This window comes from Burkholderia torrens (assembly GCF_984668525.1).
The window spans coordinates 1,710,321-1,736,856 of the sequence record NZ_OZ480211.1 but is presented as its reverse complement, the minus strand read 5'-3'; the positions used below and the strand labels follow the sequence as shown (position 1 = coordinate 1,736,856).

Below are 26,536 nucleotides of genomic sequence, written 5' to 3'. Positions count from 1 at the left end.
CACGCGCGGCCGGCCGTCTCGTGCGACGGACCGGCCTCGATGCAGGCCCGGAATCCTGGATCAGGCCTGGTTGGCCAGTTCGGAGAGCGTGGGAATCGACGGTTGCGCGCCCGCGCGCGTGACCGACAGCGCCGCCGCGCGTTGCGCGAAGCGGATCGCCGTGTCGACATCCGCGCCGGCCGCCAGCCGTGCGGAAAAACCGCCGATGAAGGTGTCGCCGGCGGCCGTCGTGTCGACGGCCTGCACGACCGGTGCCGGATAGTGCCGCGCGGTGCCGTCGGCCGTCAGCGCGAGCACGCCGCGCGCGCCGAGCGTGACCAGCACGTTGCGCGCGCCGCCGGCCTGCAGCGCACGCGCGGCGGCTTCCGCCTCCGCCGGGTCGCGCACGGGCAGCGCGGTCAGCGCGGCCGCCTCGACCTCGTTCGGGATCAGGTAATCGACGAGCGGCAGCCAGCCGTCCGGCAGCGGCGCAACGGCCGGCGCCGGATTGAGCACCACCGTGCGGCCGAGCCGCCGCCCGGCCGACAGCGCCGCGAACACGGTGTCCGGCGGCGTCTCGAGCTGGCAGATCAGCACGTCGGCCGACGCCAGCGCGGCCTCGTGCCGCGCAACCGTCCCGGTCGTGACCTCGCCATTGCCGCCCGCGACGATCACGATCGCGTTCTGGCTCGCATCGTCGACGACGATCAGCGCGACGCCGGTCGACGCCGACGCGCTGGTCGCGAGCCCCGTGCAGTCGATGCCCTCGGCTTCCAGGCCCTCGCGCAGTGCCGCGCCGTGCGCATCCGCGCCAACGCAACCGATCACCGCGACCTGCGCGCCGAGCCGTGCGGCGGCCACGGCCTGGTTGCCGCCCTTGCCGCCCGCCGCCTGCGCAAACGCATGCCCGGCGAGCGTTTCGCCCGGCAGCGGCAGCCGCGGTGCCCGCACGACGAGATCCATGTTGAGGCTGCCGACCACCGTCACACGGCCGGCACCCGCTGCGGGCGCCGTCATGCGCGACCGCCCGATGCCGGCGGCTCGCGGTAGACCGCCGTCGATTCGCGCAGCACGAGGCGCGGCGACACCACGCGGCGGCGGCTCGGCACGGCCGTCGAGCCGCCGCCGATCCGCTCGATCAGCGTCTGCGCGGCCATTTCACCGAGCGCGCGCACCGACTGGCCGACCGTCGACAGCGCCGGATACGTGTAGCGGGAAAACTCGATGTCGTCGAAACCGATGATCGAGCAGTCGTCCGGCACGCGCAGCCCGCGCTCGGCCGCCGCGCGCAGCGCGCCGACGCCCATCAGGTCGTTGCCCGCGAAAATCGCGCTCGGCCGCACCGATTCGAACAGCCGCGATGCCGCGTGATAGCCGCCGAGGCACGAGAAGTCGCTTTCCGCGATCGCGCCCGGCACGATGTCGACGCCGCGCTCGGCCATCGCACGGATGAAGCCGTGCACGCGCATCGCGCTGACGGCCGTGTCGGTCGGCCCCGTGATGCAGCCGATCTTCGCGTGCCCGAGTTCGAGCAGGTGGCGCGTCGCCAGGTACGCGCCGCGCTCGTGGTCGATCTGCACGAGGTCGGCCGCGAGCCCCTCGATGTTGCGGTCGACGACGACGAGCGGCGCATGGATATCCGCGAGCGTCTGCGCGAGCACCGCGTCCTCGCCGGCCGACGCGACGATCAGCCCGTCGATGCGTTTTTCCTGCAGCACGCGCAGATAGTTGCGCTGCTTGACGGGATCGTCGTCCGAGTTGCAGAAGAACACGCAATAGCCGTTGGCCGCGCACTGATCCTCGATGCCGCGCGCCAGCTCGGCGAAGTACGGATTCGTGCTGTTCGGCACGACGAGGCCGATCGTCGCCGTCGCCCGCGCCTTCAGCGAGCGCGCCACGGCCGACGGCACGTAATTCAGCTCGCGGATTGCGCCCTCGACCTTCGCACGCACATCCGCGGACACCGGCCGCGAATTGTTCACCACGTGCGAGACGGTCGTAAACGACACGCCCGCCATGGCTGCCACATCCTTGATCGTCGCCATTTCCCGTTTCTCTCTGGTCTGTTCTGTCTGTCTTTCTACCGCACGCGCGAGCGCCGGCTGCGATACGTATCGAGCACGACGGCCACCACGATCACCGCCCCGGTGATGATCCGCTTGGTCGGCTCGTTCGCGCCGATCTGCGCCAGCCCCGCGGCCAGCACGGAGATGATCAACACGCCGAAGAACGTGCTGATCACCGAGCCGCGCCCGCCCATCAGGCTCGTGCCGCCGATCACGACGGCCGCGATGACCTGCAGTTCGAGACCCGCGCCCGCATTCGGGTCGGCGGCCTCGAGCCGCGAAATCTGGAACAGCGACGCGAGCCCCGCGAGCGCGCCCATCAATGCGAATACGAGGATTTTATACGGCCGCGGGTTAACCCCTGCAAGTCGCACCGCTTCCTCGTTCGTACCGATGCCCACCAGATAGCGCCCGAACACCGTGCGCGTCAGCACGAACTGGGCCGCGATCATCACCGCGACCGCGATCACGAACGCCGGCGAGATGCCCAGCGCGATCGGGTTCGACAGGAAATCGAACGCGTCGCCGATATACGCCGTGCGCGAATTCGTCAGCTGGTACGCGAGGCCGCGCGCGGCCTCCAGCACGCCGAGCGACACGATGAACGACGGAATCCGCCAGCCGACCGTGACCGCGCCGGTCAGCGCGCCCGTGACGGTCGCGACCGCGATCCCGATCAGCGCGGCCGGCAGCGGCCCCCACTGCCATTTCAGCGCGGCGACGCTGACCATCGACGCGGCGAGCGCGAGCACCGAGCCGACCGACAGGTCGATCCCGGCGATGATCAGCACGAAGGTCATCCCGACCGACATCACGACGAGATCGGGAATCTGGTTCGCGATCGTGCTGAACGTGTCGTAGGTCAGGAAGTGCGAGCTCAGCACCGAAAACAGCGCGATCATCGCGGCGAGCGCGCCGGCGAGCCCGAGATAATTCGACAGGCCGAGGCGCGTGCCGGACAGCGTGCGCGCGCGGCGCCCCGTCACGTCCTGCTGCGCGCCTGCGTCGGTCGGGGATACGGGAGGCTGGGTCATTGCTGTGGTCCTGTCGTCGAATTGCCCGGAGCGGCGCCTCGCGCCTGCCCCGCGTCCGGATGCGGCGCGCCGCCCACCGGCGTCTCGCGGCCGAAGCCGGCGAACGCTGCGGCCAGCAGCCCATCCTGGGTCCAGTTGCCGCGCTCGAACACGGCGGTCATGCGGCCGGCCGACATCACGCCGATCCGGTCGCAGATCAGCATCAGCTCGCGCAGGTCGCTCGACACGACGACGAGCGCGCGGCCTTCGCGCGCGAGCGCGCCCATCAAAGTGTAGATCTCGAACTTCGCGCCGACATCGATCCCGCGCGTCGGCTCGTCGAACAGCAGCACGCCCATGTCGCGCGCGAGCCAGCGGCCGATCACGACCTTCTGCTGGTTGCCGCCCGACAGTTCGCCGACCGGCTGCGCCGCGCCGTGCGTGCGGATCCGCAGTGCGTCGATCTGCCGCTCGGCGAGCGCCGTCTCGCGTGCGGAATCGACCACGCCGCCGCGCGCCAGCCGGTCGAGCTGGCCGAGCGACACATTCGACGTGATCGACTGCGACAGCAGCAGCCCCTCGCCCTTGCGGTCCTCGGTAATCAGCGCGATGCCCAGCTTCACCGCATCGACGGGCGAGTCGATCTTCGCCGGCTTCAGCGGCTGGCCGACCGCGATCATCCCCGCATCCGGCGTGTCGGCGCCGTAGATCAGCCGCAGCAGCTCGGTGCGCCCCGCGCCGATCAGCCCCGAGATGCCGAAGATCTCGCCCGCGCGCACCTCGAGCGACACGTCGCGCACGGCCGTCCCGCGCGTGAGCCCCGACACGACGAGCCGCGGCGCGCCGATATGACGCTCGCCGAGATCGATCTGCTCGCCGATCTCGCGTCCGACCATCAGCGTGACGAGCCCGTCGGACGTCGTCGCGGCCATGTCGCCCGCATGCACGAGCCGGCCGTCGCGCAGCACCGCGACGCGCTCGGCGACGCGCGCGAGCTCCTCGAGCCGGTGCGAGATGTAGACGATCGCGACGCCGCGCGCCTTCAGCCGGTCGATCTGCTCGAACAGCAGCTCGACTTCGCGCGCGGTCAGCATCGCGGTCGGTTCGTCGAGAATCAGTACGCGGCAGTCGCCGATCAGGTTGCGCGCGATCTCGACCATCTGCTGATGGCCGATGCCGAGCGCGCCGACCGGCGTATCGGGATCGACGGCGTCGAGCCCGACCTGCGCCATCGCGGCGCGCGCGTCCTCGCGCAGCCGCGCACGATCGATGACCCCGAAGCGCCGCGGCAGGCGATTCAGGAACAGGTTTTCGGCAACCGTCAGCGTCGGCAGCAGGTTCAGCTCCTGCATCACCATGCGCACGCCGAGCGCCTCGGCTTGCGTGCGGCTGGCCGGCGCGTACGCTTGGCCGGCGAGCTCCATCGTGCCGGTGGTCGGGTCGACGAGCCCGCCGATGATCTTCGACAGCGTGCTCTTGCCGGCGCCGTTCTCACCCGTCAGCGCGAGCGCGTGGCCTGCCTCGAGCGTCAGCGTGACGTCGGCGAGCACGGGTTCGGCATAGGTCTTGCCGATGCCGGATACGGACAGCACGGGGATGGCTGAACGGGAGGGTTGGAAGGTCGGTTCCATCGCGATCCTGGTTGCGGCCGCGCGCACGCGACGCGCGGGTATGACGCTCACAAGTGCATGTGCATGCAGTGGCCGTGATCGCGCTCACTCCGGATAACGGCCGCCACGCCGGATTCTTGAGGGCGGCGGCCGGCCCGGAGCCGCGTCACTTCGTCACGAGATCCACCGGCGTCTCGACCACGCCGGACATGTCGGCCTGCTTGCGATGCTCGGCGATCGCCTTGAGCGCCGTGTCGATGCCGAACACGGCCTGCTTCGCCGCGTACTGGTCGGCGGTCGCGAGCACGCGGCCGTCCTTCAGCATCGGCTTGATCGCGTTGATGTTGTCGTAGCCGACCACGAGCACCTTGCCCTGCTTGCCGGCCGCGCGCACGGCCGACACGGCGCCGATCGCCATGTTGTCGTTGCCGCACAGCAGCGCCTTCAGGTTCGGGTATTCGTTGAGCATCGCGGCAGCGACCGCATTGCCCTTGTCGATTTCCCATTCGCCCGACTGCACCGACACGACCTTCATCCCGCCCGCCTTCATCGCGTCCTGGAAGCCGGCCGTACGCTGCTGCGCATTGGTCGTCGTCGACACGCCTTCGACGATGCCGACCTGGTCGCCCGCCTTCAGCCGCTTCGCGAGGTAGTCGCCGATCTTGCGCGCGCCCTTGCGGTTGTCCGGGCCGACGAACGGCACGTTCAGGTTCTTCGACTTCAGCACGTCGGGATCGAGCCGGTTGTCGATGTTCACGACGACGATGCCCGCGTCGACGGCCTTCTTCACGACCGGCACGAGCGCCTTCGAATCGGCCGGCGCGAGCACGATCGCGTCGACCTTCGACACGATCATCTGCTCGACGATGCGGATCTGGTTCGCGGTGTCGGTCTCGTCCTTGATGCCGTTGGTGATCAGGTCGAACTGATTCGCGTTGTGCTTCTGGTATTCCTTCGCGCCGGTTTCCATGGTCAGGAAGAACTCGTTGGCGAGCGACTTCATCACGAGCGCGACCTTCGGCTTGGCTGCCGATTGCGCGTGGACGGCCGGTGCGGCAGCGACCGCGACGGCGGCGAGCGCGGCGGTCAGGAAGCGACGGCGAAAGCGGACATTCATACACATCTCCTGGCGACTGGCCCATAGGGCCGGACTGTTGTTTTAATGTGAGCAAACGTTTGCGCCACACTACCCGGGCAATGGCCATCAATGCTGCTGTCGGTACCACGGAATGGAAGCGAGGCAGACGGCCGACTGCCTGGCGCGTGCTGTCGTTGACGCGCCGCCGCCGGCGGGAGGCCGGCGGAGTGAAGGCTATGCTGTACCGATTCGCTTCGGCGCGCAACCTGTCTGATCAATATTTAAGGGTTTATTCGGAGCGCGCGATCGTGCCGCCCGACGCGCAAATGCGACAGTCGCAACGCTGCCACACCGCGCGCCGCAATCACGCCGGGTCTTGCGGCGCGGGTTCGTCTTCATCGACCGCCGGCGGTTCGCCAAAGCGGTTCGCATGCGGCGTACCGGCGATGAAACCGTTCATCACGAACAACGCGATCGCGCCGACGATCGGCACGAAGAGCAGCAGCATCCACCACCCCGACTTGTCGATGTCGTGCAGCCGCTTCACGGTGACCGCCAGCCACGACCACGTCGCGACGACGGCGATCGCGACCATGACGAGCACCACCAGCGACGGCAGGTCGTCGTTCGACGAACCACGCGACCCCGTGTCGAAGAACACGCCGATCAACCCGGAAACCAGCGAGTAGATCCACCACGGCAGGCGCTCGGTCCGGCCTTTGAAGGAAAAGAGAAACCATTTCAGATTCATTGTTCGCCTCTTCGTCGTGCGGCGAGAACGCCCGCCTTCAGACAATGCACGGGCATTGAATCATATCTTCCGAGAAATGGCCCGGCCGCGATGGCCAGGGATGGCCGACACCGGATCGAGGCGCTCGCATCTGCCGTCTTGTCGTTCTGTCGGCAGGAGAACAGATGTCGTCGCCGCACGCGGCGAAGAACCGGGCCGGGCGCGGCGACCGCAATCGGTGGTTCGATGAATCAGGCAACCGTGACCGCGGCCATTGCGCTACCGCTGCCGCAGCCCGGTGCACGGCTCCGTGCGCGCACTTCCCGCCGTCCGCGGCAACGGCCCGGACGGCGTGCGCTGCGAACAACCGTCAAACGGCTTCGCGCAACAGCCCCGCGATTTCCGCTTCGTTCAGGTGCGGCGCGAACATCTCGATCAACCGGTATGCGTACGCGCGCAGGAATGCGCCCTTGCGCAGCCCGACGCGCGTCGTGCTCGCCTCGAACAGGTGCTGCGTATCGAGTGCGACGAGCCCCGTGTCGCGCTGCGGATCGTAGGCCATCGCCGCGACGACGCCGATCCCCATTCCGAGCTCGACGTAGGTCTTGATCACGTCCGCGTCGATCGCGGTCAGCACGACGTCCGGCACGGCGCCCGCCTGCGTGAACGCCTGGTCGATGTGCGAGCGGCCCGTGAAGTCCTGGTCGTACGTGATGATCGGATACTCGGCGATTTCCTCGAGCGTCAGGTTCTCGCGGCCGACGAGCGGATGGCCCTTCGGCACGACGACCGTGTGGTGCCACGAATAGCACGGGAACGTGACGATGTCCGGATAGCGGTCGAGCGCCTCGGTCGAGATGCCGAGATCGGCTTCGCCGTTCAGGATCATCTGCGCAATCTGCTGCGGGCTGCCCTGGCGCAGCGCCAGATGCACCTTCGGGAACACGTCGGTGAACTGCCGGATCACCTTGGGCAGCGCGTAGCGCGCCTGCGTGTGCGTCGTCGCGACGACGAGGTGGCCGCTGTCCTGGTCGGCGAACTGGCGCGCGACGCGGCGCAGGTTCTCGGCGTCGAGCAGCATCCGCTCGATCAGCTGATGCACCGCCTTGCCGGGCTCCGTGAGCCCCGTCAGCCGCTTGCCGCGCCGGATGAAGATGTCGACGCCCAGTTCATCCTCGAGATCCTTGATCTGCTTCGACACGCCCGACTGCGACGTGTACAGCACGTTCGCGACTTCCGTCAGGTTCATGTTCTGGCGCACCGCTTCGCGCACGAACCGCAATTGCTGAAAATTCATGGGTATGCCTCTTAGGCTGTCGTTGTTTGATTGTCGATTCGGAGCATGTTCCGCCCCCTGCCCTGTATTTGCTCGTCAACGCGCGGGAAACACACGCACCGCGCGCGGCACGGCCGTCGCACCGTCGCCGACCTGCAGCGACAGCGCCCGCCACGCATCGCGATCGAGTTCGGCCTCGAGCGCACCGCCCGCGCGTGCCTCGAGCTCCACGCGCACCGACCCGCCGAGCGGGATCACGCGGCGCACGTCCACCGCGATGCCGTCGCGGTGCCCTTCGCCGACCGGCCACAGCTGCAGGTCGTGCGGGCGCACGTAGGCGTTCGCGGGGCCCGCGAAATCGGCGTCGACCTCGATCGGCGCAGCCGCGCCCTCGGCGACGAAGCCGCGCCCGGCCACCGTGCCCGGCAGCCGGTTCGCGGCGCCGAGGAACTCGTACACGAATGCGCTTTGCGGATGATCGTAGACGTCCTGCGGGCTGCCGACCTGCTCGACGTGGCCGCGATTCAGCACGACGATGCGATCGGCGACTTCCAGCGCCTCTTCCTGATCGTGCGTGACGAAGATCGTCGAGATGTGCAGGTCGTCGTGGAGCCGACGCAGCCAGCCGCGCAATTCCTTGCGGACCTTCGCGTCGAGCGCGCCGAACGGCTCGTCGAGCAGCAGCACCTTCGGCTCGACCGCGAGCGCGCGGGCGAGCGCGATGCGCTGGCGCTGGCCGCCCGACAGCTCGGACGGATAGCGCTGCGCGAGCCAGTCGAGCTGCACGAGCTTGAGCAATTCGTGCACCTTCTCGCGAATCGCGGCTTCCGACGGCCGCTCGCGGCGCGGCTTCACGCGCAGCCCGAACGCGACGTTCTCGAATACCGTCATGTGGCGGAACAGCGCGTAGTGCTGGAACACGAAGCCGACCTGGCGGTCGCGCGCGCCGACCGACGCGACGTCGAGCCCTTGCAGCACGACCTGGCCGGCGTCCGCGTGCTCGAGGCCCGCGATCACGCGCAGCAGCGTGGTCTTGCCGCACCCGGACGGCCCGAGCAGCGCGACCAGTTCGCCCGGCGGAAAGTCGAGCGACACGTTGTCGAGCGCCGTGAAATCGCCGAAGCGCTTCTGAAGGTTACGGACGGTGATACCCATTCTGGTTGCCTCTTTACGATTTCGACGAAACGGCGGGGCCGGCATGTGCGGGAACGGTGTCGTTCGCGCCGGCCAGTTCGGCGGCGAGATGACGCTCGGCGATCAGCTTCAGCGCGAGCGTGACGAGCGCGAGCAGCGCCAGCACCGACGCCACCGCGAACGCCGCCGCGAAGTTGTATTCGTTGTACAGGATCTCGACGTGCAGCGGCATCGTGTCGGTCTGGCCGCGGATATGGCCCGATACCACCGACACCGCGCCGAATTCGCCCATCGCGCGCGCATTGCACAGGATCACGCCGTACAGCAGGCCCCACTTCACGTTCGGCAGTGTCACGCGGCGGAAGATCTGCCAGCCCGACGCGCCGAGCACGCGCGCGGCTTCCTCCTCGTCGGTGCCTTGCGCCTGCATCAGCGGAATCAGCTCGCGCGCGACGAACGGGAACGTGACGAAGATCGTCGCGAGCACGATGCCCGGCACCGCGAAGATGATCTGCACGTCGTGATCCTGCAGCCACGGCCCGAACCAGCCCTGCGCGCCGAACAGCAGCACGTACACGAGGCCCGAGATCACCGGCGACACCGAGAACGGCAGATCGATCAGCGTCGTGAGCAGCGCCTTGCCGCGGAATTCGAACTTCGCGATCGCCCACGACGCGCACACGCCGAACACGAGGTTCAGCGGCACGGCGATCACGGCGACGGTCAGCGTCAGCTTGATCGCCGACCACGCGTCGGGATCGGCCAGCGATTCGAGATAGAAGCCGACGCCCTTGCGCAGCGCCTCGACGAACACCGCGGCGAGCGGCACGACGAGGAAGAACGCGAGGAACACCAGCGCGATGCCCGTGAGCAGCCAGCGCACGACGCGCGACTCGCTGACGGGGTCAAGCCGTTTCGTGGCACGCACGGCCGGCGAGGGGGTTTTCAGCACGACGGTGGCCTCCTGGCTCATTGCTGGCCTCCTGCTGCGACGGCGGTGACGGTGGCGGGCGCGGGGCCGCTTGCGCCCTTGCTCGTCCTGCGCTGCAGATACCACTGCAGCGTGTTGATCAGCAGCAGCATCAGGAACGACACGACCAGCATCACGACAGCCAGCGCGGTCGCGCCCGCGTAGTCGTACTGTTCGAGCTTCGTGATGATCAGCAGCGACGTGATCTCGGATTTCATCGGCACGTTGCCGGCGATGAAGATCACCGAGCCGTATTCGCCGAGCGCACGCGCGAACGAGAGCGCGAACCCGGTGAGGAGCGCCGGCAGCACGGCCGGCAGCACGACGCGGCGGAACGTCAGCCAGCGCGATGCGCCGAGGCACGCGGCCGCTTCTTCCTGCTCGCGCTCGAAATCCTCGAGCACCGGCTGCACGGTGCGCACCACGAACGGCAGCCCGATGAAGGTCAGCGCGACGAGCACGCCGGCCGGCGTGAACGCGATCTTGATGCCGAGCGGCGCGAGATACTGGCCGACCCAGCCGTTGGTCGCGTAGACGGCCGCGAGCGAGATGCCGGCGACCGACGTCGGCAGCGCGAACGGCAGGTCGACGATCGCATCGACGAGGCGCTTGAACGGGAACGTGTAGCGCACGAGCACCCACGCGACGAGGAAGCCGAACACCGCGTTGATCAGCGCGCCGCCGAGCGCGGCCGAGAACGTCAGCCGGTACGACGCGAGCACGCGCGGCGACGTGACGGCGGTGACGAACTGGTCCCACGACAGCGTCGCGGTCTTCAGGAACGTGGCGGCGAGCGGGATCAGCACCACGAGGCTCAAATAGGCCACCGTGATGCCGAGTGTCACGCCGAAGCCGGGCAGCGCGCTCGGCTTGCGAAAGGTGTACGTCGTCATCGGATGCTCTTGCTGGGTCGATGCTGCTCATGGGTCCGACGCAAACGCCGGCGCAGTGCTTCGCGCCGGCGGACCGTCGGGGATGCGGCGCGCTGCGTGGCGCGCCGCTGTCGTTATGGCGTTACTGCGGCTTGTAGATCGAGTCGAACACGCCGCCGTCCGCGAAATGCGTCTTCTGTGCGTTCGTCCAGCCGCCGAACGTGTCGTCGACCGTGTACAGCTTCAGCTTCGGGAACTGCTTCGTCAGTTCCGCCGGCACGTTCTTCGAACGCGGACGGTAGTAGTTGCGCGCCGCGATCTCCTGGCCCTGCGGGCTGTACAGGAAGTTCAGGTACGCTTCGGCCAGCTTGCGCGTGCCCTTCTTGTCGACCACCTTGTCGACCACCGCGACGGGCGGCTCGGCCAGGATGCTCACCGACGGCACGACGATCTCGAACTTGTCGGTACCGAACTCCTTCACCGACAGGAACGCCTCGTTCTCCCATGCGATCAGCACGTCGCCGATCCCGCGCTGAACGAAGCTCGTCGTCGCGCCTCGCGCGCCCGAATCGAGCACGCCTGCGTTCTTGTAGAGCTTCGTGACGAATTCCTTCGCCGTCTGCTCGTTGCCGCCCGGCTTGTGTACTGCGTACGCCCATGCGGCCAGGTAGTTCCAGCGCGCCCCGCCCGACGTCTTCGGGTTCGGCGTGACGATCGAGATGCCCGGCTTGGTCAGGTCGTCCCAGTCCTTGATCCCCTTCGGATTGCCCTTGCGCACCAGGAACACGATCGTCGACGTGTACGGCGACGCGTTGTCGGGCAGGCGCTTCTGCCAGTCCTTGTTCACGAGGCCCTTGTTCGCGATCGCATCGATGTCGTACGCGAGCGCCAGCGTGACGACGTCGGCCTGCAGGCCATCGAGCACCGAGCGCGCCTGGGCACCCGAGCCGCCGTGCGACTGCTTGAAGTTGACGGTCTCGCCCGTCTTCGCCTTCCACTCCTTGCCGAACGCCTGGTTGAAGTCCTGATACAGCTCGCGCGTCGGGTCGTACGACACGTTCAGGAACGTCGTATCGGCCTGGGCATGCGTCGCGACGCCCAGCGCCGCCGCCGCGCCCAGCGCGAGTGTTGCGATCAGGCGGCCCACTCCGCCCACCAGCCCCGTATTGCGCTTCGCCATCCTTGGTTCTCCAGTGTTGTCGGTATTGCGATGTCGGGCCAGTCTAACGAACGGGTTACATGATTAAAAATAATCGTTCCTTATTTTTTAATACTCAAAAGTGCTAACGCAGACGGGATGGATGGTTGCGGCAGATAAACCGCCGTCCGGACGTCGCGAAATCACGTCGGAACCGGCGCGATCACGTCGAACCTCAAGTAACGCTTGAAATTCGCGAAGTACTGTATAAAAATACAGCTCACTGTCTATCCATACAGTTCAGCCATGACCAAACTCACCGCCCGTCAGCAGCAAGTGTTCGACTTGATCCGTCGCGCGATCGAGCGCTCCGGATTCCCGCCCACCCGCGCCGAGATCGCGGCCGAACTGGGCTTCAGCTCGCCGAATGCGGCCGAGGAGCACCTGCGTGCGCTGGCACGCAAGGGCGTGATCGAGCTGGCTGCCGGCGCGTCGCGCGGCATCCGCCTGCTCGGCATCGAAGACGCCCCGCACCAGTTCACGCTGCCGCATGCCGGCCTGATGCAGCTGTCGCTGCCGCTCGTCGGCCGCGTCGCGGCCGGTAGCCCGATCCTGGCGCAGGAGCACATCTCGCAGCACTATGCGTGCGATCCTGCGCTGTTCACGAGCAAGCCCGACTACCTGCTGAAGGTGCGCGGCCTGTCGATGCGCGACGCCGGCATTCTCGACGGCGACCTCCTCGCCGTGCAGAAACGCACGGAAGCGAAGGACGGCCAGATCATCGTCGCGCGTCTGGGCGACGACGTCACGGTCAAGCGCCTGATGCGCCGGCCTGGCGGTCTCGAGCTGATCGCGGAGAACCCGGATTACGAAAACATCTTCGTCAAGGCCGGCAGCGCGGAATTCGCGCTGGAAGGCATCGCCGTCGGGCTGATCCGCTCGGGCGAACTCTGACATTCCGTCTCGCTAGGAGAACATCATGGAACGCCTTGCCCGCCTGCTGCCTTTCCGTCAATTCGGTCGCCTGCGTCATCTGCGCGGCCGTACGCCCTGCGCTCCGCTGTCCGCAGCCGCGCCCGTGCAAGAAGAAGTCGCAGTCGAACGGCAGGCGTCCCTGCTGCCGTCGGCGCTCCCCGCGTTCGCGCGGGTATCGCTGAACGCCGGCCTGAATCATGCGGAACCCGCGCGCCGCGCGCCGGTACGCGTCTATCACGGCCGTTCGCGCCTGATCATGGTCGGCACGATCGATGCCGTATGCCGGATGATCGACCGCTGCATCGCCGAGGAACGATCGGCTACGCCCGGCGGTCTCTGATTGCGGAACATCCCCGCACCGGAGGCAACGTGACTGGATCTTCGGGCCGCGCATGGCGGCTCAAGCCCCTGCTGATCGTCGTGCTGGCCGTCGCCGTCATGGTGGCGATCGGCTATGCGTACGCGTCACCGTACGTCGCGCTCGGTCGCCTGAAATCGGCGATCGACGCGCGCGATGCGCAGGCCATCAGCGAATATGTCGATTTCCCGTCGCTGCGCATCAGCCTGAAGCAGCAAGTCACGGAAGAGTTGATGCGCCGGATCGACGCGGTAAAGAAGAACAATCCGTTCGCGGTGATCGGCGCGCTGATCGGGTCCGCGCTGGTCGGGCCGCTGGTCGATGCGTACGCGACACCGGACGGCGTGGCCGCGCTGATGAGCGGAATGCCGCCGCGCGGCAATCCCGGCGAGCGTCCGCCCGAATGGTCGAATCAGCCGCAAGGCAATGCACCGGCCAACACACCAGCGGCACCGTCGGCCAGTCCGGCACCGGCAAGCGCTGCCGCTCCGGGCAACAACGCGGCAGCTGCGTCATCCCCGGCACCCACCTCTGCCGCGCCGGCCAGCGCGAACGATGCAACGCATTCACCGCATCAGCAGCAAACCAGTGCGGGATACCGGAATTTCGATGAATTCGTCGTGACGTACCAGCGCAGCGCCGACGGCACGCGCTATGCGGCGATATTTCACCGCTTCGGGCTGTTCTCGTGGAAGTTGTCCGCGATCGACCTGCACGCGTAACAGCTGCGCGCGACCCGCGCCGCTGATGCGGCACGGCGCCTGACCGGCGCCCATCGCCGGTCGGGCCGTCATCGAATCATTCGATCATTTGCCGTTCGCCATGGCGGCTTCGCGCTCGCGTGCGATTTCTTCCTTCTGCTCCTGTGCCGACGAACACGCCACCAGGATGCTGCAGTTCACGCGATCGAGCAGTTGCGTATTGCCCGACCCCATCCACCATCTCGACAGCCCGCTGCGGCATCTGTGGCCGACGACGACGAGGTCGGCCTTCAGCTCCGTCGCGAGATTCGCGATTTCGTCGATCGGATAGCCGAATGCGAAATGGCCTTCGGCCTGCACGCCGCGCTCACGCAGCCAGTTCACGCCTTCCTGCAGGATTTCCCGCGCGGTTTCCTCAAAGCGCCCGCACGCGACATCGGTCAGCAGACCTGCGCTTTGCGCAATGCTCGAACGCATGTCGACGACCGACAGCAAGTGCGTTTCAGCCTTCAGGTCCATCGCGAGATTGGCACCGCAGCGCAGTGCCTTGCGCCCTTCGAGCGTGCCGTCGTAACACAGCAAAATCTTGTTGTAGCTAGCCATGAAACCTCCCTATCGCGACAACGAGCCTACGCATTCATCATGGTGCGCCGCAATTCAGGACGCAAGGGATGGAAAACGCTGATTCGCCCCGCTCGGCTCGTGCGCGATGATGCAGTGCACGATCGGTGCGCGCATGCATCGCACCGTGCAGGCATGCCCTGAAGAGACGCAGCCGATGCACTAGAATGGCCCGTTCGTACTCCAGCGGGCCATCAATACACTGGCGCCGCGCGCTTCGGTCATGCTCGTGTGACACGCATTCGCGCGATCCGTTCGCCAGCCGGCCGCGCATCGGGCAGCCAGGTGCCCGCTTACAACGACAACATGCCCATGTCCGTCACACCGATCGAGTTTCGCAACGTCGAAAAGCGCTATGGCGACAAGCTCGTCGTCAACGGCCTGTCCTTCAACGTGCAGGCCGGCGAATGCTACGGTCTGCTCGGGCCGAACGGCGCAGGCAAGACCACCACGCTGAAAATGCTGCTCGGCCTCGCGCATCCCGATGCCGGCACCATTTCCCTGTGCGGCGAACCGGTTCCATCACGTGCGCGGCATGCACGCCAGCGCGTCGGCGTCGTCCCGCAGTTCGACAATCTCGACCCCGACTTCACCGTGCGCGAGAACCTGCTCGTGTTCAGCCGCTATTTCGGCATGTCGGCTCAGGCTGCACGCGCACTCGTACAGCCGCTGCTCGAATTCGCGAAGCTCGAGAGCAAGGCCGATGCGAAGGTCGGCGAACTGTCGGGCGGCATGCGTCGCCGCCTCACGCTCGCCCGTGCGCTCGTCAACGATCCCGACGTGCTGGTGCTCGACGAGCCGACGACCGGCCTCGATCCGCAGGCACGGCACCTGATGTGGGAGCGGTTGCGCTCGCTGCTCGCGCGCGGCAAGACGATCCTGATCACCACGCACTTCATGGAAGAAGCCGAACGCCTGTGCGACCGGCTGTGCGTGATCGAGGAAGGTCGCAAGATCGCCGAAGGCGCGCCGCACGCGCTGATCGAATCGGAGATCGGCTGCGACGTGATCGAGATCTACGGGCCCGATCCGGCCGCCCTGCGCGACGAGTTGTCGGGATTCGCGAAGCACACCGAGATCAGCGGCGAGACGCTGTTCTGCTACGTGAGCGACGCGGAGCCGCTCAGTGCGCGACTCAAGGGTCGCACGGGGTTGCGCTATCTGCATCGCCCGGCCAATCTGGAGGATGTGTTCCTGCGGCTCACGGGCCGCGAAATGCAGGACTGATCGATCATGGACGTGCGCAACTATTCCGCCGCCACACCGTCCGCGCCGCTGCGCGAGTCACGCTTCGCGATCGCGATGCCCGCGAACGCAACCAACTGGATTGCCGTCTGGCGACGCAACTATCTCGTCTGGCGCAAGCTCGCACTCGCGTCGATGTTCGGCAATCTCGCCGATCCGATGATCTATCTGTTCGGGCTGGGTTTCGGGCTCGGCCTGATGCTCGGCCATGTCGACGGCGTGTCGTATATCGCGTTCCTCGCGGCCGGCACGGTCGGGTCGAGCGTGATGATGTCCGCGAGCTTCGAGTCGATGTATTCGGGCTTCTCGCGGATGCACGTGCAGCGCACGTGGGAAGCGATCATGCATACGCCGCTCGCGCTCGGCGACATCGTGCTCGGCGAAATCGTCTGGGGCGCCAGCAAGGCGATGCTGTCGGGCGTCGCGATCATGCTGGTCGCGGGCGCGCTCGGCTATGCGCAGTTTCCGTCGATGCTCGCGGCGCTGCCCGTGATCGCGCTCGCGGGCCTCGCGTTTGCCAGCATCGCGATGATCGTCACGGCGCTCGCGCCGTCCTACGATTTCTTCATGTTTTATCAGACGCTCGTGCTGACGCCGATGCTGCTGCTGTCGGGCGTGTTCTTCCCGATCACGCAGTTGCCGCCGCTCGCGCAGCACGCGGCGCAGGCGCTGCCGCTCGCGAACGCGGTCGAGCTGATCCGGCCCGCGATGCTCGGCCGGCCGGCGACCGACATCGTGCTGCATGTCGCGGTGCTCGCCGGCTACGCACTCGGCGGATTCCTGCTGTCCGCGTGGCTGTTCCGGCGGCGAATGATGCGCTGACGGCCGGCGCGCGAGGCACCGGCTTCATGCGACGACGTTACTCGTCGTCGTCGCTCCACGGAATCTCGACGTCGGTCAGGAACGCGACGGTCGCGAGCGGGCCGCCTTCCTGGCGACCGAGCTTGCCGTCCGCGCGATGCCATTCGACGCGGAACTGCGTACCCGGATCGTCGGCGACCAGATAGACCGTGCGCAGCTCTTCCTTTTCGGCCTCGTCCACCGGGCCGTCGAACGACACCAGCATCTTCTGCGGCCAGAGGCCGTTGACGGGATCGTAAATGCGGTCGCCCTGCGGAATGTCGATGCTGGCTTCCACACCGATCGTTGCGGAGGCCTCGATGATCATCATGCCGAGTGCGCTCAGCACGGCAGTCGCCCGCGCGGAATTGGCCTGGCGGATCGCGAGATCGCCGCGCGTCAGCGCCTTTTCGAGTCGAGGATGAATCTTCGGTTGGGTCATGCGTTTTCCTGTTTGCTTCTTGTAAAGGGCGCCGCACGCGTGACGCGGCGGCGCCGGATGAATATGAATGCGGCTATCGCACCGGGCCTGCGCGCGTCAGAATCCGAACGCGATCGCGAGCAAGCCGCTCACGATCCCGAACACGACGACGAGCGTCGCGACGATCGCCAGCATGGTCGGCTTGAACGAACGCGCGAGCATCGCGAGCGACGGCACGCTGATCGGCGGCAGCGTCATCAGCAGCGCGGCGGCCGGGCCGACGCCCATGCCGAGCGACAGCATCGCCTGGATGATCGGCACCTCGCCGGCCGTCGGGATCACGAACAGCATGCCCGCGACCGCGAATGCGACGATCCAGCCGAGATGATTGCCGATGTCCGGGCCGATATGCGGGAACAGCCATGCGCGCGCGGCGCCGAGCAGCAGCACCAGCACGATGTATTCGGGCACGAGCCGCACGGCCATGCGCGCGAGCAGCTTCACCCAGCGGACGAACGGATTGCCGGCCGCGGCCTGCTCGGCCGCCAGCGCGGCGAGCTGCGTATCGTCAATGCTGCGGTCTTCCGGACGCGCAATGCGGTTCAGCAAATAGCCGATGCCGAACACCATCGCGATGCCGAGCACCAGGCGCAGCGCGCTCCAGTGCCAGCCGAGCACGAAGCCCATGAACACCAGCGCGGCCGGATTCAGCACCGTGTTGCCGAGCCAGAACGCGACTGCACCGCCCGGCGACGCATGGCGCGCACGCAGCCCCGCGACGACCGGTGCCGCGCAGCACGTGCACATCATCCCGGGCAGCGACAACAGGCCGCCCGCGGCCACGCTGCCGAACCCGGTACGGCCGAGCACGCGCGCGACCCAGTGCGCAGGCAGCAGCGCCTGCACGGCCGAGCCGAGCAGCAGGCCGAGCACCATCGCCTGCCAGATCGCCTTGCCGTACGCCCACGCGTAGTCGAGTGCGGCCTTCAGCGACGGCTCGGGAGCGGCCGCCGACGTGCCCATCAGGATCGACTGGCCGATCGAATGGTGCTCGGCGGCAACGAACGCCTTGTTGTAGTACGGAAACCATTTCACATAGAACAGTCCCGCGACCGCGATCAGCAGGAAGGTCATCCAGCCGAGGGCCGGATTGGGTTGGGTGCGTGTGGTCGTCATCGTGTGGTCGTCGATTGATTTTGGTCGGTTTCGAATGTCGCGCCTGCAGCAAACGCGGCCGATGCCGGTAGCCCGGCCTGCGCGAGCTGGCCCAGCAGCATGCGCGCCTGATCGCACCCGTCGGCCGCGTTGGGCCGGAACGTGAACGTCAGCGCCTGGTTCGGCTTGTTGTATGCCGCGCGGTAGGTCCGTGCGTAGGCCGGATCGTAATGCTTGTCGATCAGCTCGGTGAACAGTTCGGCGCGTGCGTTCGCGTCGATCAGCGCCTTCCAGTGCGTCACCTGCTCGCGGCTGTGCAGGCCGATCAGCCGATGGAGCTGCGCCTTGAACGCCTCCGGTTCGTCGAACAGGTGCGCGTAATCGTCGAGGAGGAACGCGATCCGCTCGTCGTGCGCCGCGTCGACGTGCACCCACGGCCCTGCGTGAAACGCTTCGATCAACGCGATCGGCAACTGCACGAGCCCGATCCTGCGGCTTTCCGATTCGACGAATACCGGCCATTCGGGGTCGAAACGTCCCAACGTTTCGACGAGCCCCGAATCGAACCCCTTCTGCGCCGGCTGCGGCTTGCCCGGCAGCGCGCCGAGCAGCGAGCCGCGATGGCATGCGAGCGCCTCGAGATCGAGCGTCTGCGCGCCCACGTCGCGCAGCGCGTTCAGCAGGCGCGTCTTGCCGCAGCCCGTATGGCCGACCAGCGCGATGTAGCGAAAGCGCGTCGGCAGCGAGTCGAGCGTCGCGCACACCGACTGGCGGTACGCCTTGTAGCCGCCGTCGAGCTGGCGTGCCTTCCAGCCGATCAGGTTGAACCAGGTCGTCATCGAGCCCGAGCGCTTGCCGCCGCGCCAGCAGTAGATCAGCGGCCGCCAGTTGCGCGGCCGGTCGGCGAACGTCGTGTCGAGATGGCGCGCGATGTTGCGCGCGACGATCGCCGCGCCGACGCGCGTCGCCTCGTACGGCGATACCTGGCGGTACATCGTGCCGACGAGCACGCGCTCCTCATTGCTGAGGACGGGCGCGTTCAGCGCGCCGGGAATATGGTCCTCGGCGAACTCGAGCGGTGTACGCACGTCGATGATCTCGTCGAACTCGCCGGCGCGATCGAGGGTGACAATCAGGTTCTTCAATTTGGCGTCGAACAGGGGCGATACGGCTCGATGAGCCGTATGGGCACGGAAGGCGGATTGACGATTATCTCACGGGCCGGCGTCTCGGGCCGCGCACGGCAGTCGGCGGCGCCGATGCGACCTGCATCGCGTCGATCAGGTGGTCGCGAAACGCGCGCACCGACGCGGGCAGATCGCGCCCCGCCATCGTCTGCACCTGGATGCTGCGTTCACGCAGTTGCGGGTTCGTCACGGGCACGACGACAAAGCCGTCCGCATCGAAACGGTCGCGCACCGACAGCAGCCCCGTGAACATCACCGCGCCCGTGCGCCGCGCGTAGCCGTACATCGCCGCCGTGTTGTTGCTCGTCAGTTCGGGCTCGAGCAGCAGCCCGTCCAGCGCGCACGCGATGTCGATCAGCTGGCGCACCGTCGTGCCGGCCTCGGGCAGCACATGCGCGTGCCGCGCGACATCGGCGAGCGACACCGCGTCGCGCGTGGCGAGCGGATGATCGTGCCGCACCAGTGCGAAGACCGGCGCGCGCTCGGTATGCTCGACACGTACGCCCTTCTCCGGCGCGAGGCTGAACGTCAGTGCGATGTCCGCATCGCCGTCGCGCACGCGCCGCGTCGCTTCCGCCGGCGACACGACCCACACGGTGAAATCGACGCCCGGGTGGCGCGCCTTGAAACTCGCGAGCGCGCCGGGCAGGAAATCGATCGCGAACCCTTCCGAGCACGCGAGCTTCAACAGGCTGCCGTGCAGCGCGTCGAGCCCGCCGATGTCCTTCATCACGTGCTCGGCTTCCAGCAGGCTGCGCTGCGCGAACGCCAGCAGCCGCTCGCCGGCCTCCGACAGCGCCATTCCGCGCGGCCGGCGCTCGAACAGCGGCGCGCCGAGCTCGCTTTCCAGCTTCGCGATCTGGCGGCTGATCGCCGACACGGCCACGTGCAGCCGCGCGGACGCGTCGCTGATCGAGCCGGTGCGCGCCACTTCGACGAAATACCGCAACGCCAGGCCATGCAGGAAAGCCGCCATCGTTCTGTCCCCGGGCCATTTTTGGCCGCGCCGCTTTGCCTTTTCGGCAAAGAAAGGTTCGAAATTCGATCATTGTGACAAAAAAAACGGCTTTCTAGAATCGATCGCACTTCACGTTGCACGCGCGCTCCGCGCTTGCAGCGCCCCGTCCGAGGAGACCCGACTTGAGCCGTACCGCCGCCATCCAGCACGCGCTGAACCAGTTCGAATCCGGTGCGTTCTTCACGACCCTGAGCCGCCGCGTCGGCCTGCGCACCGAAAGCCAGGACAGCGGCAACGACGCCGCGCTGCGCGCGTACCTGACCGACGAGATCGCCCCCGAGGCGGCCCGCCTCGGCTTCACGTCGCGGATCGTCGACAACCCCGTCGACGGCGGCGGTCCGTTCCTGCTCGCGTCGCGCCATGAAGACGACGCGCTGCCGACCGTGCTGATCTACGGCCACGGCGACGTCGTGCGCGGCTACGACGCGCAGTGGCGCGCGCCGCTGTCGCCGTGGACGCTGACGGCCGACGGCGATCGCTGGTACGGTCGCGGCAGCGCCGACAACAAGGGCCAGCACACGATCAACCTGGCCGCGCTCGCCAGCGTGCTCGACGCGCGCGGCGGCCGGCTCGGCTTCAACGCGAAGCTGCTGATCGAGATGGGTGAAGAAACGGGGTCGCCGGGCCTCGGCGCACTGTGCCGCCAGGAGCGCGACGCGCTCGCGGCCGACGTGCTGATCGCGTCCGACGGCCCACGCATCGCCGCCGCGCGCCCGACCGTGTTCCTCGGCTCGCGCGGCTCGGTCAACTTCAAGCTGAACCTGCGCGCCCGCGACGGCGCGCATCACTCCGGCAACTGGGGCGGGCTGCTGCGCAATCCGGCGATCGTGCTCGCGCATGCACTTGCGAGCCTCGTCGACGCGCGCGGCGCGATTCGCGTCGAGGGGCTGCGCCCGCCGCCGATCCCTGCCGCCGTGCGCGACGCGCTCGCCGACCTCACCGTCGGCGGCGGTCCCGGCGATCCGGCGCTCGACGCCGGCTGGGGCGAGCCCGGCCTGTCCGCGGCCGAGCGCGTGTTCGGCTGGAACACGTTCGAGATCCTCGCGTTCAAGGCCGGCAATCCCGAGCACCCCGTCAATGCAATCCCGCCCGCCGCGTATGCGCACTGCCAGTTGCGCTTCGTCGTCGGCACCGACTGGGAAGCGCTGCCTGCGCACCTGCGCGCGCACCTCGATGCGCACGGTTTCGCCGACATCGAGATCGACGTCGAACGTGGCGCCCCGGCGACGCGCGTGCCGCCGGACGATCCGTGGGTGCGCTGGGCCGTCGCATCGCTGGCGCGCACGACCGGCAAGAAGCCCGCGATCCTGCCGAATCTCGGCGGCACGCTGCCGAACGAGGTGTTCGCCGACACGCTCGGGCTGCCGACGCTGTGGGTGCCGCACTCGTATCCGGCGTGCTCGCAGCACGCACCCGACGAGCACCTGCTCGCGAGCGTCGTCAGCGAGGGGCTGCAGATGATGGCCGGCCTCTTCTGGGACCTCGGCGACGACGCCCCGCCCGTTCGCCGCGCGGCCCCCGCCGTAGCCGGCGCCGCCCTGTAACGCGCTTCGCCCCTTTCACGGGACCTGCACATACGATGAACACGACCACCCTGACCTCGCAGGACGCCGCGCGCCCCAGCGCCGCGAAGATCCGGCGCCTCATCTTCGCGGCGTCGATCGGCAACGCGCTCGAATGGTTCGACCTGATCGTCTACGGCTTCTTCGCGGTGACGATCGCCAAGTTGTTCTTTCCCGCGACGAGCGAAGCGACGTCGCTGATGCTGACGCTCGGCACGTTCGGGCTGTCCTACCTGATCCGGCCGATCGGCGGCTTCGTGCTCGGCGCGTACGCGGATCGCGCGGGCCGCAAGGCGTCGCTGCTGCTGTCCATCGCGATGATGATGGCCGGCACGCTGCTGATCGCACTGATGCCGACCTACGCATCGATCGGCATTCTCGCGCCGCTCGGGATCATGCTGTCGCGGCTGATGCAGGGCTTTTCCGCCGGCGGCGAATTCGCGAGCTCGACCGCGTTCCTCGTCGAACACGCACCGCAGCGGCGCGGCTTCATGTCGAGCTGGCAGTTCGCGAGCCAGGGCCTCGCGACGCTGCTCGCGTCGGGCTTCGGCGCGCTGCTGACGGCCACGCTGACACCCGCGCAACTCGAAAGCTGGGGCTGGCGCGTGCCGTTCCTGTTCGGTCTCGCGATCGGCCCGGTCGGGCTGTATATCCGCCGCTACGTCGACGAAGGCGTCGAGTTCAAGACGCAGGCGCGTTCCGCGGCGCCGGTGCGCGAGCTGTTCGCGGAACAAAAGGTGCGCGTGCTGCTGTCGATCGGCGCGCTCGTGATCTCGACCGCGATCAACTACATGATCCTGTACATGCCGACCTACGCGATCAAGCAGCTCGGGCTGCCCGCGTCGACGGGCTTTGCGGCCACGCTCGCGACCGGCTTCGTGCTGACGCTCGTCACGCCGATCGTCGGCCACCTGTCCGACAGCACCGGGCGGATCCGCATGATGGCGGTCGCGGCACTGCTGATGCTCGTCACCGTGTGGCCGACATTCGCGTGGCTGACGCACCACGCGTCGTTCGCGACGATGCTCGCCGCACTGGTCTGGATCGGGATGCTGAAGGCGATGTACTGCGGTGCGCTGCCGGCGCTGATGGCCGAACTGTTCCCGTCGCAGACACGCGCGACGGGGCTCGCGGTCAGCTACAACACGGGCGTCACGCTGTTCGGCGGCTTTGCACCGTTCGTGATCACCTGGCTGATCAGCACGACCGGCAACCGGCTGTCGCCGGCGCTCTATCTGATGGGCTGTGCGGTGCTGAGCCTCGCCGCGCTGTTTATCGCGCGCACGCGGCTCAAGATGCGATAACGAAGGAAACGACGGCGCAACAATGTGCCGCCGCTGCGGCCCGTCGCGGCTTCGCTGCCGCGCGGGCCGCGCGCCGTTTACGGCGCCGGGTTCGGCTGCAGTTCGTGCAGCGCGTCGATCTCGGCCAGGATCTCGTCGGACAGCTTCACGTCGATGCTGCCGATGTTCTCCTTCAACTGCTCGAGCGACGTCGCGCCGACGAGGTTGCTGCGCACGAACGGCCGGCTGTTGACGAACGCGAGCGCGAATTGCGCGGGCGACAGCCCGTGACGCAGCGCGAGCGCGACGTAACGCGACGTCGCCGCGACGGACTGCGGCTTGCTGTAGCGCTGAAAGCGCTCGAACAGCGTGATGCGTGCACCGGCCGGACGCGCGCCATTCTCGTACTTGCCGGACAGCCAGCCGAACGCGAGCGGCGAATACGCGAGCAGGCCGACGCCGTCGCGATGCGTGAATTCCGACAACCCGTTCTCGAACGTGCGGTTCAGCAGGCTGTACGGATTCTGGATGCTCGCGATACGCGGCAGCCCGAGCTTCTCGGCCGCGCGCAGGAACTGCGCGACGCCCCACGGCGTCTCGTTCGACACGCCGATCGCGCGCACCTTGCCGGCCTTCACGAATTCCGCGAGCACGCCGAGCGTCTCCTCGATCGGCACCGTGTAGGCGTCGTCGACCCACGGATACGCAGGACGGCCGAACGTCGTCGTGCTGCGATCGGGCCAGTGCAGTTGATAGAGGTCGACATAGTCGGTCTGCAGGCGCTTGAGACTGCCGTCGAGCGCTTCGGTCAGGTTCTTGCGGTCGAACTGGTTGCCCTCGCCGCGGATATGGCGCGGGTTGTGCGGCTGACGCGCGGGACCCGCGATCTTCGTCGCGAGCACGATGCGGTCGCGCTGCGCGCGATGCTGCGCGAGCCAGGTGCCGATGTACTGCTCGGTGCGCCCTTGCGTGTCGGGCTTCGGCGGCACCGGATACATCTCCGCGGCATCGATCAGCGTCACGCCCTGGGCGATCGCATAGTCGATCTGCTCGTGCGCGTCGCGCTCCGAATTCTGTTCGCCCCACGTCATCGTGCCGAGCCCGATCAGGCTGACTTCGATGCCTGAATCGCCGAGTGTGCGGTATTCCATGCTGTTCCTGTCGCGTCGGTGGAAAGCAGGAACGCTATCACATTGAAGCAACCGCTTCAGGCGCGCGCCGCGCACGCTTACAAGCCGCCTGCGGCGCTGATCCGGGGCTTCAAGCGCGTGGCCGGCTGACGGCGCTGCCGCCCGCCGTTACTGCGGCCGCTGAATGAAGCAGGTCGCCGATGCGTGCGCGACGATCTTGTCGTCCGGCGTCTTCAGCGTGCCTTCCGCGACGCCCAGCGAACGCGACAGGTGGATCACACGCCCTTCGGCGATCAGGTCGACGTCGCGCGGCACCGGCCGCAGCATCTTCACGTGCAGGTCGACGGTGCCATAGCCGATGCCCGCGTCGAGCATCGAATGCACTGCGCACCCGGTGACCGAATCGAGCACCGTCGCGGCGAACCCGCCATGCACGCCGCCAAGCGGATTCAGGTGCCGGCCGTCCGCCCGTGCGGAAAATTTCACGTAACCGAGTTCGACGTCGAGCGGACGCATCGGAATCGTCTCGGAAATCGATGCGAGCGGCGCATCGCCCGACACGGCTGCGCGCAGCAGATCGAGACCTGACAGGGAAAGCGGATTCATCGGGTTGTCTCCGGGTTGAAAGCGCGTCGCCGCGCGAGTAAGTTCTAAATTGGAACTCATTATTGACAACGACGCCGGCCGTTGTCAACGCAGCTGCGACCGTTACGACTGAGGGCGGGTTCTATAATGAAACCCGCTATTTCGCTGAACCGCCGCAAAAGGCAAGAGACTCGACGATGAAATGGGATGACATCGGCACGCTGAACTGTTCGGTCGCACGCGCGCTCGCCGTGCTCGGCGACCGCTGGACCATGCTGATCCTGCGCAACGCATTCCTCGGCTGCCGCCGCTTCGATGCGTTCCAGACCCAGCTTGGCCTCACGCGCCACGTGCTGGCCGAACGGCTCGCGCGGCTCGTCGACGAAGGCGTGCTGGTCAAGCGTGCGTATCAGGAACGCCCGCCGCGCTTCGAATACCGGTTGACGGACAAGGGCCTCGACCTCTACCCGGCCCTGCTCGCGCTGATGGCGTGGGGCGACCGCTGGAAGGACGACGGCCAGGGGCCGCCGGTGCAATTGCGCCACCGTACCTGCGGCCAGCTGATGCATGCGGTCACCGTGTGCTCGGCCTGCGGCGAACCACTCGATGCACGCGACGTTCAGCCCGAGCCCGGGCCCGGGTGGATCGCTTCAGGCGAAACCGGCGCGCCGACGGTCAAGGATTGACGCACACCGCAACTGCGCGACCGCTCCATTGGCGTGAATGAACATCGCGCGGGCGATCGCGCACGATACTCGCGTGACCGCGCCGCAACGTCTGCGTTACACTCACGGCCCGCTGTCTCAAAATTATTCGCTGTCCACGATGTTGTCGCGCAATCGCCTCGCCGCTGCCTGTCTCGCCGCCTCCCTGCTCGCCACACCCTTCGCCGCCTTCGGCAAGACGCAAAGTGAATCGCCGCTCCAGCAGGCGATCGACCTCGTGTCGCGATGGCTGCCTGCGCCCACCCACGAAGCACCCGCGACACAAGTCGTCGAATCGGCATTCTCGCCCGACGGCGGCGCCGAGGCGCTCGTGCTGAAAGCGATCGGCGCCGCGCGCAGCTCGATCCGCGTTGCCGCGTATTCGTTCACGTCGCCGCCCGTCACGCGCGCGCTGCTGGACGCGAAGCGACGTGGCGTCAATGTCGCGGTGGTCGTCGACGACAAGGGCAACCGCGCGAAGAGCAGCAAGCAGGCACTGAACCTGCTCGTCAACGCCGGCATTCCCACTCGCACGATCGACGCCTATGCGATTCATCACGACAAGTACCTCGTGATCGACGCCGAGCACGTCGAAACGGGCTCGTTCAACTACAGCGCGTCGGCGGCCAGCCGCAATTCGGAGAACGTCGTCGTGGTGTGGAACAATCCGCAACTCGCGTCACGCTATCTCACACACTGGCAAAGCCGCTTCGACCAGGGCACGCCGTACCGCTCCAGCTACTGACGCACGCCGCGCGCCTGGCGCCGCCGCTCGACACCGCGCATTCGAACCGTCGTGTTGCAGATGATCGGCGAGTGTGGCGCGACGATCAATTCGGCCGAATGGCCAGTACGCCGCCTCGTGCATCGAACGGGACACGCAAC

General features: G+C 67.5%; 27 protein-coding genes. 9 read left to right on the top strand and 18 right to left on the bottom strand.

Annotated features, from left to right (window positions below):
- Nucleotides 1–60: 60 nt before the first annotated feature.
- The 11 genes from rbsK to AC5LXX_RS08020 form a co-directional block, all read right to left on the bottom strand.
- A complete protein-coding gene (gene rbsK / locus AC5LXX_RS08070) occupies nucleotides 61–996 on the bottom strand; it encodes a ribokinase (RefSeq protein ID WP_493411064.1) in 936 nt (311 codons plus the stop codon).
- Nucleotides 993–2,024 carry a LacI family DNA-binding transcriptional regulator gene (locus AC5LXX_RS08065; protein WP_034186950.1) on the bottom strand — a complete coding sequence of 344 codons (1,032 nt, stop codon included), beginning with the start codon at nucleotides 2,022–2,024 and terminating at the stop codon, nucleotides 993–995. The genes rbsK and AC5LXX_RS08065 overlap by 4 nt, the downstream gene beginning before the upstream one ends.
- A 35-nt stretch (nucleotides 2,025–2,059) precedes the next feature.
- A complete protein-coding gene (locus tag AC5LXX_RS08060; protein WP_493411063.1) occupies nucleotides 2,060–3,079 on the bottom strand; it encodes an ABC transporter permease in 1,020 nt (339 codons plus the stop codon).
- The gene (locus tag AC5LXX_RS08055) at nucleotides 3,076–4,689 is read right to left on the bottom strand and encodes a sugar ABC transporter ATP-binding protein (protein WP_493411062.1); all 1,614 of its coding nucleotides are present in this window, start codon (nucleotides 4,687–4,689) and stop codon (nucleotides 3,076–3,078) included. The genes AC5LXX_RS08060 and AC5LXX_RS08055 overlap by 4 nt, the downstream gene beginning before the upstream one ends.
- A gap of 145 nt (nucleotides 4,690–4,834) precedes the next feature.
- Nucleotides 4,835–5,785, bottom strand: a complete 951-nt coding sequence (locus tag AC5LXX_RS08050; RefSeq protein WP_011545349.1) for a sugar ABC transporter substrate-binding protein — start codon at nucleotides 5,783–5,785, stop codon at nucleotides 4,835–4,837.
- Between the two features lie 325 nt (nucleotides 5,786–6,110).
- A complete protein-coding gene (locus AC5LXX_RS08045) occupies nucleotides 6,111–6,497 on the bottom strand; it encodes a DUF805 domain-containing protein (RefSeq protein ID WP_493411061.1) in 387 nt (128 codons plus the stop codon).
- A gap of 349 nt (nucleotides 6,498–6,846) precedes the next feature.
- Entirely contained in the window at nucleotides 6,847–7,773 is a 927-nt protein-coding gene (locus AC5LXX_RS08040; RefSeq protein WP_006484201.1) for a CysB family HTH-type transcriptional regulator, read from the bottom strand.
- A gap of 75 nt (nucleotides 7,774–7,848) precedes the next feature.
- Nucleotides 7,849–8,907, bottom strand: coding sequence for a sulfate/molybdate ABC transporter ATP-binding protein (locus AC5LXX_RS08035; protein WP_011545347.1), 1,059 nt, complete (start codon nucleotides 8,905–8,907; stop codon nucleotides 7,849–7,851).
- A gap of 13 nt (nucleotides 8,908–8,920) precedes the next feature.
- Nucleotides 8,921–9,859, bottom strand: a complete 939-nt coding sequence (gene cysW / locus AC5LXX_RS08030; protein ID WP_493411060.1) for a sulfate ABC transporter permease subunit CysW — start codon at nucleotides 9,857–9,859, stop codon at nucleotides 8,921–8,923.
- A complete protein-coding gene (gene cysT, locus AC5LXX_RS08025) occupies nucleotides 9,856–10,749 on the bottom strand; it encodes a sulfate ABC transporter permease subunit CysT (protein WP_124454991.1) in 894 nt (297 codons plus the stop codon). Before cysT ends, cysW begins: the two co-directional genes overlap by 4 nt.
- A gap of 121 nt (nucleotides 10,750–10,870) precedes the next feature.
- Entirely contained in the window at nucleotides 10,871–11,908 is a 1,038-nt protein-coding gene (locus tag AC5LXX_RS08020) for a sulfate ABC transporter substrate-binding protein (RefSeq protein ID WP_124454989.1), read from the bottom strand.
- Nucleotides 11,909–12,172: 264 nt separating this feature from the next.
- Here AC5LXX_RS08020 and lexA point away from each other — a divergent pair, with 264 nt between their 5' ends.
- Genes lexA through AC5LXX_RS08005 form a run of 3 tightly spaced genes read left to right on the top strand, consistent with a single transcriptional unit; the run spans nucleotide 12,173 to nucleotide 13,921 of the window.
- The gene (gene lexA, locus AC5LXX_RS08015) at nucleotides 12,173–12,820 is read left to right on the top strand and encodes a transcriptional repressor LexA (protein WP_006759459.1); all 648 of its coding nucleotides are present in this window, start codon (nucleotides 12,173–12,175) and stop codon (nucleotides 12,818–12,820) included.
- Nucleotides 12,821–12,845: 25 nt separating this feature from the next.
- The gene (locus AC5LXX_RS08010; RefSeq protein WP_006476078.1) at nucleotides 12,846–13,181 is read left to right on the top strand and encodes a hypothetical protein; all 336 of its coding nucleotides are present in this window, start codon (nucleotides 12,846–12,848) and stop codon (nucleotides 13,179–13,181) included.
- Between the two features lie 29 nt (nucleotides 13,182–13,210).
- Nucleotides 13,211–13,921, top strand: coding sequence for a DUF2939 domain-containing protein (locus tag AC5LXX_RS08005; RefSeq protein WP_493411059.1), 711 nt, complete (start codon nucleotides 13,211–13,213; stop codon nucleotides 13,919–13,921).
- A gap of 84 nt (nucleotides 13,922–14,005) precedes the next feature.
- Here AC5LXX_RS08005 and AC5LXX_RS08000 read toward each other — a convergent pair whose 3' ends face one another.
- Nucleotides 14,006–14,503, bottom strand: a complete 498-nt coding sequence (locus tag AC5LXX_RS08000; protein ID WP_124454985.1) for a universal stress protein — start codon at nucleotides 14,501–14,503, stop codon at nucleotides 14,006–14,008.
- Between the two features lie 330 nt (nucleotides 14,504–14,833).
- On the opposite strand from AC5LXX_RS08000, the gene nodI reads away from it, so the two are divergent.
- Nucleotides 14,834–15,748 (top strand): nodulation factor ABC transporter ATP-binding protein NodI, encoded by a 915-nt coding sequence (nodI, locus tag AC5LXX_RS07995; protein WP_124454983.1) that lies wholly within the window; start codon nucleotides 14,834–14,836, stop codon nucleotides 15,746–15,748.
- Between the two features lie 6 nt (nucleotides 15,749–15,754).
- Complete coding sequence (locus AC5LXX_RS07990) at nucleotides 15,755–16,588, top strand: ABC transporter permease (RefSeq protein WP_493411058.1); 834 nt, start codon at nucleotides 15,755–15,757, stop codon at nucleotides 16,586–16,588.
- 37 nt (nucleotides 16,589–16,625) lie between these two features.
- Here the strand turns inward: AC5LXX_RS07990 and AC5LXX_RS07985 are convergent, their stop codons facing one another.
- From AC5LXX_RS07985 to AC5LXX_RS07970, 4 genes are all read right to left on the bottom strand, one after another.
- The gene (locus AC5LXX_RS07985; RefSeq protein ID WP_185658217.1) at nucleotides 16,626–17,048 is read right to left on the bottom strand and encodes a hypothetical protein; all 423 of its coding nucleotides are present in this window, start codon (nucleotides 17,046–17,048) and stop codon (nucleotides 16,626–16,628) included.
- 96 nt (nucleotides 17,049–17,144) lie between these two features.
- Nucleotides 17,145–18,203, bottom strand: coding sequence for a permease (locus tag AC5LXX_RS07980; protein ID WP_493411057.1), 1,059 nt, complete (start codon nucleotides 18,201–18,203; stop codon nucleotides 17,145–17,147).
- The gene (mnmH, locus tag AC5LXX_RS07975) at nucleotides 18,200–19,327 is read right to left on the bottom strand and encodes a tRNA 2-selenouridine(34) synthase MnmH (RefSeq protein WP_493411056.1); all 1,128 of its coding nucleotides are present in this window, start codon (nucleotides 19,325–19,327) and stop codon (nucleotides 18,200–18,202) included. Before mnmH ends, AC5LXX_RS07980 begins: the two co-directional genes overlap by 4 nt.
- A 64-nt stretch (nucleotides 19,328–19,391) precedes the next feature.
- Nucleotides 19,392–20,345, bottom strand: a complete 954-nt coding sequence (locus tag AC5LXX_RS07970; RefSeq protein ID WP_176048112.1) for a LysR family transcriptional regulator — start codon at nucleotides 20,343–20,345, stop codon at nucleotides 19,392–19,394.
- A gap of 164 nt (nucleotides 20,346–20,509) precedes the next feature.
- Here AC5LXX_RS07970 and AC5LXX_RS07965 point away from each other — a divergent pair, with 164 nt between their 5' ends.
- Nucleotides 20,510–21,931 (top strand): M20 family metallopeptidase, encoded by a 1,422-nt coding sequence (locus tag AC5LXX_RS07965; RefSeq protein ID WP_493411055.1) that lies wholly within the window; start codon nucleotides 20,510–20,512, stop codon nucleotides 21,929–21,931.
- 35 nt (nucleotides 21,932–21,966) lie between these two features.
- Entirely contained in the window at nucleotides 21,967–23,253 is a 1,287-nt protein-coding gene (locus tag AC5LXX_RS07960; protein WP_493411054.1) for an MFS transporter, read from the top strand.
- Nucleotides 23,254–23,330: 77 nt separating this feature from the next.
- On the opposite strand, the gene AC5LXX_RS07955 is transcribed toward AC5LXX_RS07960, so the two are convergent.
- Together AC5LXX_RS07955 and AC5LXX_RS07950 are read right to left on the bottom strand one after the other, a co-directional pair.
- A complete protein-coding gene (locus AC5LXX_RS07955) occupies nucleotides 23,331–24,383 on the bottom strand; it encodes an NADP(H)-dependent aldo-keto reductase (protein WP_493411053.1) in 1,053 nt (350 codons plus the stop codon).
- 147 nt (nucleotides 24,384–24,530) lie between these two features.
- A complete protein-coding gene (locus AC5LXX_RS07950; protein WP_493403052.1) occupies nucleotides 24,531–24,968 on the bottom strand; it encodes a PaaI family thioesterase in 438 nt (145 codons plus the stop codon).
- A gap of 176 nt (nucleotides 24,969–25,144) precedes the next feature.
- On the opposite strand from AC5LXX_RS07950, the gene AC5LXX_RS07945 reads away from it, so the two are divergent.
- Together AC5LXX_RS07945 and AC5LXX_RS07940 are read left to right on the top strand one after the other, a co-directional pair.
- Nucleotides 25,145–25,633, top strand: coding sequence for a winged helix-turn-helix transcriptional regulator (locus tag AC5LXX_RS07945; RefSeq protein ID WP_493403051.1), 489 nt, complete (start codon nucleotides 25,145–25,147; stop codon nucleotides 25,631–25,633).
- Between the two features lie 139 nt (nucleotides 25,634–25,772).
- Nucleotides 25,773–26,396 carry a phospholipase D family nuclease gene (locus AC5LXX_RS07940; protein WP_493411052.1) on the top strand — a complete coding sequence of 208 codons (624 nt, stop codon included), beginning with the start codon at nucleotides 25,773–25,775 and terminating at the stop codon, nucleotides 26,394–26,396.
- Nucleotides 26,397–26,536 lie beyond the last annotated feature (140 nt).

Excerpts from the sequence above, each read along its gene's own strand:
- rbsK (WP_493411064.1), bottom strand. The coding sequence starts at position 996 with ATGACGGCGCCCGCAGCGGGTGCCGGCCGTGTGACGGTGGTCGGCAGC.
- AC5LXX_RS08065 (WP_034186950.1), bottom strand. The coding sequence starts at position 2,024 with ATGGCGACGATCAAGGATGTGGCAGCCATGGCGGGCGTGTCGTTTACG.
- AC5LXX_RS08060 (WP_493411063.1), bottom strand. The coding sequence starts at position 3,079 with ATGACCCAGCCTCCCGTATCCCCGACCGACGCAGGCGCGCAGCAGGAC.
- AC5LXX_RS08055 (WP_493411062.1), bottom strand. The coding sequence starts at position 4,689 with ATGGAACCGACCTTCCAACCCTCCCGTTCAGCCATCCCCGTGCTGTCC.
- AC5LXX_RS08050 (WP_011545349.1), bottom strand. The coding sequence starts at position 5,785 with ATGAATGTCCGCTTTCGCCGTCGCTTCCTGACCGCCGCGCTCGCCGCC.
- AC5LXX_RS08045 (WP_493411061.1), bottom strand. The coding sequence starts at position 6,497 with ATGAATCTGAAATGGTTTCTCTTTTCCTTCAAAGGCCGGACCGAGCGC.
- AC5LXX_RS08040 (WP_006484201.1), bottom strand. The coding sequence starts at position 7,773 with ATGAATTTTCAGCAATTGCGGTTCGTGCGCGAAGCGGTGCGCCAGAAC.
- AC5LXX_RS08035 (WP_011545347.1), bottom strand. The coding sequence starts at position 8,907 with ATGGGTATCACCGTCCGTAACCTTCAGAAGCGCTTCGGCGATTTCACG.
- cysW (WP_493411060.1), bottom strand. The coding sequence starts at position 9,859 with ATGAGCCAGGAGGCCACCGTCGTGCTGAAAACCCCCTCGCCGGCCGTG.
- cysT (WP_124454991.1), bottom strand. The coding sequence starts at position 10,749 with ATGACGACGTACACCTTTCGCAAGCCGAGCGCGCTGCCCGGCTTCGGC.
- AC5LXX_RS08020 (WP_124454989.1), bottom strand. The coding sequence starts at position 11,908 with ATGGCGAAGCGCAATACGGGGCTGGTGGGCGGAGTGGGCCGCCTGATC.
- lexA (WP_006759459.1), top strand. The coding sequence starts at position 12,173 with ATGACCAAACTCACCGCCCGTCAGCAGCAAGTGTTCGACTTGATCCGT.
- AC5LXX_RS08010 (WP_006476078.1), top strand. The coding sequence starts at position 12,846 with ATGGAACGCCTTGCCCGCCTGCTGCCTTTCCGTCAATTCGGTCGCCTG.
- AC5LXX_RS08000 (WP_124454985.1), bottom strand. The coding sequence starts at position 14,503 with ATGGCTAGCTACAACAAGATTTTGCTGTGTTACGACGGCACGCTCGAA.
- nodI (WP_124454983.1), top strand. The coding sequence starts at position 14,834 with ATGTCCGTCACACCGATCGAGTTTCGCAACGTCGAAAAGCGCTATGGC.
- AC5LXX_RS07990 (WP_493411058.1), top strand. The coding sequence starts at position 15,755 with ATGGACGTGCGCAACTATTCCGCCGCCACACCGTCCGCGCCGCTGCGC.
- AC5LXX_RS07985 (WP_185658217.1), bottom strand. The coding sequence starts at position 17,048 with ATGACCCAACCGAAGATTCATCCTCGACTCGAAAAGGCGCTGACGCGC.
- AC5LXX_RS07980 (WP_493411057.1), bottom strand. The coding sequence starts at position 18,203 with ATGACGACCACACGCACCCAACCCAATCCGGCCCTCGGCTGGATGACC.
- AC5LXX_RS07970 (WP_176048112.1), bottom strand. The coding sequence starts at position 20,345 with ATGGCGGCTTTCCTGCATGGCCTGGCGTTGCGGTATTTCGTCGAAGTG.
- AC5LXX_RS07960 (WP_493411054.1), top strand. The coding sequence starts at position 21,967 with ATGAACACGACCACCCTGACCTCGCAGGACGCCGCGCGCCCCAGCGCC.
- AC5LXX_RS07955 (WP_493411053.1), bottom strand. The coding sequence starts at position 24,383 with ATGGAATACCGCACACTCGGCGATTCAGGCATCGAAGTCAGCCTGATC.
- AC5LXX_RS07950 (WP_493403052.1), bottom strand. The coding sequence starts at position 24,968 with ATGAATCCGCTTTCCCTGTCAGGTCTCGATCTGCTGCGCGCAGCCGTG.
- AC5LXX_RS07945 (WP_493403051.1), top strand. The coding sequence starts at position 25,145 with ATGAAATGGGATGACATCGGCACGCTGAACTGTTCGGTCGCACGCGCG.
- AC5LXX_RS07940 (WP_493411052.1), top strand. The coding sequence starts at position 25,773 with ATGTTGTCGCGCAATCGCCTCGCCGCTGCCTGTCTCGCCGCCTCCCTG.